Source organism: Peptidiphaga sp. (assembly GCF_057238965.1).
The window spans coordinates 1-5258 of record NZ_DBHHEV010000124.1 but is presented as its reverse complement, the minus strand read 5'-3'; the positions used below and the strand labels follow the sequence as shown (position 1 = coordinate 5258).

5 protein-coding genes and 1 pseudogene are annotated in these 5258 nt (G+C 67.3%); 3 read left to right on the top strand and 3 right to left on the bottom strand.

Going from position 1 to position 5258, the window contains the following annotated elements:
- Positions 1-51: 51 nt before the first annotated feature.
- Both ACO48X_RS10670 and ACO48X_RS10665 read right to left on the bottom strand, forming a co-directional pair.
- Positions 52-558: an SRPBCC family protein gene (locus ACO48X_RS10670; RefSeq protein ID WP_485002064.1), complete on the bottom strand. Its 507-nt coding sequence runs from the start codon at positions 556-558 to the stop codon at positions 52-54.
- A 187-nt stretch (positions 559-745) separates the two neighbouring features.
- On the bottom strand, positions 746-2011 hold the full coding sequence (locus ACO48X_RS10665; protein WP_485002063.1) for an alpha-hydroxy acid oxidase: 1266 nt from the start codon (positions 2009-2011) through the stop codon (positions 746-748).
- Between the two features lie 172 nt (positions 2012-2183).
- On the opposite strand from ACO48X_RS10665, the pseudogene ACO48X_RS10660 reads away from it, so the two are divergent.
- Positions 2184-2423, top strand: a pseudogene (locus tag ACO48X_RS10660) (ATP-binding cassette domain-containing protein); the annotation flags it as partial.
- A gap of 210 nt (positions 2424-2633) precedes the next feature.
- On the top strand, positions 2634-4049 hold the full coding sequence (locus ACO48X_RS10655; RefSeq protein WP_485002065.1) for an ATP-binding cassette domain-containing protein: 1416 nt from the start codon (positions 2634-2636) through the stop codon (positions 4047-4049).
- Here ACO48X_RS10655 and ACO48X_RS10650 read toward each other — a convergent pair.
- On the bottom strand, positions 4038-4370 hold the full coding sequence (locus ACO48X_RS10650) for a hypothetical protein (protein ID WP_485002062.1): 333 nt from the start codon (positions 4368-4370) through the stop codon (positions 4038-4040). The two genes, ACO48X_RS10655 and ACO48X_RS10650, sit on opposite strands and share 12 nt — an antisense overlap.
- Before the next feature lie 474 nt (positions 4371-4844).
- Between ACO48X_RS10650 and ACO48X_RS10645 the strand changes: the two genes are divergently transcribed.
- Positions 4845-5258 (top strand): Rossmann-fold NAD(P)-binding domain-containing protein (locus ACO48X_RS10645; RefSeq protein WP_485002061.1); only part of this gene is annotated, 414 nt, incomplete at its 3' end.

The following is a 5258-nucleotide window of genomic DNA, read 5'->3' as shown; positions in this document are numbered from 1 at the left end:
CGATCGCGCAATTCGCCTCGCGCAAATAGCCCGCTTCGCCGGCCGCCTCCCCTACTTGTTGCCCGCCGCCAGCTTTCCTTCGCGGAAGAGCCGCCGGAGCAGGCGCACCCGCAGAGACCATTTCGCTGGGCGGGCGAGCGTTCCCGTCGCCTCGCGTTCGGCGTTGTCGAACATGTCCTCGACGACGGCGTCGTGAAGAGGCTCCACCGCCAAAGAAAAGAGCGGCCGCATGCGGCCGCGGGCGCGCCCGACGAGTACGTGCCTCATGCGGCAGCGGCCGTCTGAGAGCTCATCGAGGCTCAGCTCGTGCGCGCCGTCGATGCCCGTGGCGGGTTCGAAGGCGAAACGGACCCTCGCGCCGGGCTCGTACTCGGCCACGTGATAGCGGATGGCCCCGTGGCCTCCGGCGCCGCCTTCGGAGACCGGTCGGTCCAGCACCATGGGCGGCCAGTTTTGCGAAGGCCAGAGGCGGTCGCCCTTTTGGCCCAGCCCGTCGAGCAAGGCGCCCAGCCGCTCAATCGGCGCATCGACGACGCGTTCGTGGACGTTGCGAATCATTGCTTCCTCGCTTCCCTCAAGGTTATTGCAAGTTCATTCTAAAACCCTGAGGGCGGCGAGTGCGAAACGGCGGCGCCCGGCAGGATGTGTGCCTGCCGGGCGCCGCACGCGCCACACCGAGCTTTGCCGGGCGGCAAACCCAGACGCGGCCGTTCGGGGAACGCCGCCTGGGCGCGCCGAGCTATGCTCAGCCGACGCTCTCCGCCACGTGCTGGGCCAGTTTGGGAACCGGCACATAGCGCGTGAGCTGGGTGATGTGGCGGGGCTCCAGCTCCGTGATCGAGGAGACTCCCAGCAGCTTCATCGTGCGGACGAGCTCGTCGCGCAAAATGGCGATCGTGCGATCGACTCCCGCGCGGCCGCCCGCCATGAGCCCGTACAGGTAGGCGCGCCCGATGAGCGCAAAATCGGCGCCTAGGGCCACCGAGGCGACGATGTCCGCGCCGTTCATGATGCCGGTGTCCACCATCACGGCCGTGTCCTTGCCGACCTCGCGGACCACGTGCGGCAGCAGGTGGAAGGGAACGGGGGCCCGGTCAAGCTGGCGGCCGCCGTGGTTCGACAGCAGGACGCCGTCCACTCCGGCGTCGGCGAGCCTCTTCGCGTCGGCGACGGTCTGCACTCCCTTGATGACGATCTTCCCGTCCCACATGCTTCGAATCACGGCGAGGTCGTCGTGGCTGATCGTCGGGTCCATGGCGCTGTCGAGCAGCTCGCCCACGGTTCCTCCCGTCGACTTCAGGGAGGCGAATTCGAGCTTGGGCGTCGTCAGGAAATCGAACCACCACCACGGGCGGGGGACGGCGTCGAGCACCGTCTTCAAAGTGATCTGGGGCGGGATGGAGAAGCCGTTGCGCTTGTCCCGAAGGCGCGCGCCGGCCACCGGAGTGTCGACGGTGAACATCAGCGTGTCGAATCCCGCCTTCTTGGCGCGCTCGACGAGCGCGTAGGAGATCTCCCGCTTGCGCATGACGTAGAGCTGGAACCAGTTCCTGCCGCGGGGATTGGCGGCTTTGACGTCCTCGATCGACGTCGTTCCCAGCGTCGAGAGCGTGAAGGGGATGCCGGCCGCTCCCGCCGCGCCCGCTCCGGCGATTTCGCCCTCGGTCTGCATGAGCCGCGTGAAGCCCGTGGGGGCTATGCCGAAGGGCATCGACGACGGCCCGCCGAGGATCTCGCACGAGGTGTCGACGTCCTCGGCCGGATGCAGGATGTCCGGATGGAACTCAATGTCCTGGAAGGCGCGGCGGGCGCGCCTGAGCGAGAACTCGCCTTCGGCCGCCCCGTCCGTGTAGTCGAAGGCGGCCTTCGGCGTGCGACGCTTGGCGATCTTCCGCAAGTCCCACACGGTGAGGGACTTGTCGAGCCGACGTTTCTTCGCGTTCAGTGTCGGAGTTTTGAAATGCAGCAGATCGAAAATCTCGCTGGGCTTCGGGAACTGACGTTTGACCATATTGGCCTCTCCTTTGGGGGTGTTTACAGGTCTTTTGAAACTGTTTGCCGGCCGGACATCGCTGTTCGACGTCGTTGCCTTCGACAACCCTAAGGGAACCTCCTCATTTACGCAAGGAAATCCTTACATAAAGCGAAATCCCGCTTGCCGTCTCCGAGGCTCCGCGTATACGATGGCCGCATGGCAAGCTGACAACGAGAGACCGCGTCCCTTACCCGTTTTACAACGATCGGTGTTTCTCTTGTCAGTCATATCTTTTTCCCATGCCTATTTTTCTTTCACGTCCGAGCCGCTGCTGACCGACGTTTCTTTCGTGTGCGCGGGCGGCGAACGCCTTTGCGTCGTCGGCCCGAACGGCGCGGGCAAGACCACTCTGCTGCGCCTGGCGGCCTGCGAGCTGGAGCCCGACTCCGGGAAGGTCGAGGCCCCCGCGTTTTCTGCGTCGTCGACGTCGGGCGGGTTCGACGTCGGCCTTCGCGGCTTTGCGCACCCGGGCTCCGACGCCGCGCTTCACGTCGGCGCGGGCGATTCGGAACGCTCCGCCACGGTCGGCGACTCCCTCGATTCTGCCCTGCGCCGTCCCCTCGGCCTGCGCGAACGCTTCGAAAGGCTGACAGCGCGCATGTCCGAAGCGCCCGAAGGCCTCACGTCCGCCGTGGCCGAGGAATACGACCGCCTCGCGGCGGAAATGGAGGCCTTCGACGTGTGGACGCTCGAGAGCAGAATAGGCGCGACTCTGGCGGGGCTCGGCCTCGGCGGCGTCTCGAGGGACCGCCCGCTCGACTCCCTCTCCCCCGGCCAGCGTGCGCGCCTGGCCCTGGCTCAGACGCTCATGGTGCGGCCTCCCGCGCTCGTCCTCGACGAACCGACAAACCACCTCGACTCCGAGGCCCGAGCATTCCTCTCCGCCACGATGCGTTCGTGGGCCGGGCCCGTGCTTTTCACGAGCCACGACCGGGCATTCATCGACGACGTCGCCACCGGGACGCTCGACCTCGACGTCGCGGTGTGGCAGGCCCTCGCCCGCGCCGACGGCGGCGAGCTCCGCGGCGGAATCCATCGAAGCGGCGGAGGGTACTCCGACTACCTCGCCGAAAAGCGGCGCGCACGGGCCGCCCACGTCGAGGTCTACGAAAGCCAGCGAGCCGAAAAACGGCGAATCGAAGCCCACGCGCGCGCTTCGACGTCTATCGGCCACAAGGGCGCCAGGCCTCGGACCGAAGTCAGAATGGCTCAAAAGTTCTACGCCGATCGCGCCCAGAAGGTTTCAAGCAGGCGAATCAACGACGACGCGCGGCGGCTGGAGGATCTGGGCCGCGTCGAGGTGGCGAAACCGCGCGCATCCGCCCTCTCCTTCGCCATTCCGCCAGCCGGGCCGTCAAGCGGGATCCTCGTGTCGGTTCGCGAGGCGGCTGTGCCCGGCAGGCTCGCATCGGTCAGCTTCGAGCTCTCCGCCGGTGAGCGTCTGCTCCTGACCGGCGCGAACGGCTCCGGGAAGAGCACTCTGCTGAGATGGATCGCCGCGGGAGCCCCGCCGACGCCGGATTCGACCGGCAGCGTCGACACGGCAAAAGGCCGCGCATACGTTCCTCAAGACCTTCCCGAACATCCCGCGCCGGAAGCGAAAGCCTCCCCCGCGGCGCCCGGCGCCGCGCCAAACGACGCCCTCGGCCTCGTGCCCTCCGACGCCCGGACGCGCGGCATTCGCGAACTGGGCAGGGGGATCGTCCAACCGCGCTGCACGGCCACTCCGTTCCCGCTGCTTTCTGCGGGAAACCGGAGGAGAGTCCAACTGGCCCTCGCCGTCGCGCGCAATCCGCGAATCCTGCTCATCGACGAGCCGACGAATTTCCTCGACCTCGATTTCATCGAGACGCTCGAAAACGCGATGGCTGCGTGGGACGGCACGCTCGTCGTGGCGACCCACGACGAGTGGCTCATCAAGCGTTGGCCCGGCAAACGCATGCACCTGCAGCCCTTGCGACGAAATGGGTATCAAGACCCGCTGACAATCGCCTCACGGCGGTCAAACGGCTGACCGATGTAATATCAGCCATGTGACCGTAGGAAAAACGGCTGGTGCACACGCAGCACCCGCTCCCAAAAGGACGCCTTTCTTCAGGCCGTTCACAAGCGCCTGTGCGATAGGCGTGGCAGTCGGCATGCTCAGCGGATGCCCGGGATGGGACCGCTCCGAGTCTCCGGCCGCCAGCGCTTCGCCGACGTCCCGGGCGTCCGCCCATTCGCCGCGTCCTTCGAGTCCTTCGCCTGCGCCGTCGCCCTCCTCGGAGCCGCCGTTGCCGCGGGAAGGCTCGGGCTCCTTGTCGTTGCCCACTTCGAACGCGACGGCAGAGGCCAACGAAGCCTTGGACCGCTCGGCCGCCCGCAAGCCCGCAGAAAGCCCGCGGGCCGCCGCTCAAACGCCGGACGCCGCGCAGCCGAACGGACCCAACGGCCAGAGCGGCCCCGCCCCCGCGCCCCAAGCGACGCAGCCTCCCGCGGCGTCGCCGCAACCCGCCCAACCTCAGCCGGCTCAGCCGCAGCCTTCGCCGACGCGCGTCACGCCGCGCACGTTGGGGCCCTTTCGGATCTACCCCAATCCGCCCAGACGCATAAAGCACACTCCGAAGCCGCCGGCGACGCAGCAGCCGAGCGACGACGATGACGACGATGATGATGACGCCTCTCGCCACTATGGACGCTGGCGGTGCGACAGGCGGGGGCGCTGCTGGGTCGAAGGGCGCCGCGGACACCATGGACATCACGGCCACCGTCACTGGCACGACGACGATGACGAGGATGACGACGACTGACCTCGCGTACCATTGGACGCATGGCAAAAATCGTCGTCTCCGTCCCTTCCCGAGCGTACGCGAAGGCGCTTGACGGGCTCGCCGTCGACGTCGTCGAGTGGACGATAGACGCCCCCTGCGGGCGCACGGACCTCGACATGGTCGTCGTTCCGGCCTACAAGCCCTTCTCCTCATTGAGGCATCTGGCGGGAAACAAGCCGGCGCTCGTCCAATTGCCGTCAATTGGGTACGACGGCGTCGAACAGGCCGTTCCCAAAGGGTTCCTGGTCGCCAACGCGGCGGGCGTCCACGAGACGGCGACGGCGGAGCTCGCCGTCGGCTCGATCATCGCCGTGCTGCGCAAGCTTCCCGACGCGGTCCGCAATCAGGGCCGCCGCCTGTGGCAGCGCGAGGACGCCCGCGGGTTGGCCGATTCGACGGTTCTCATCGTCGGG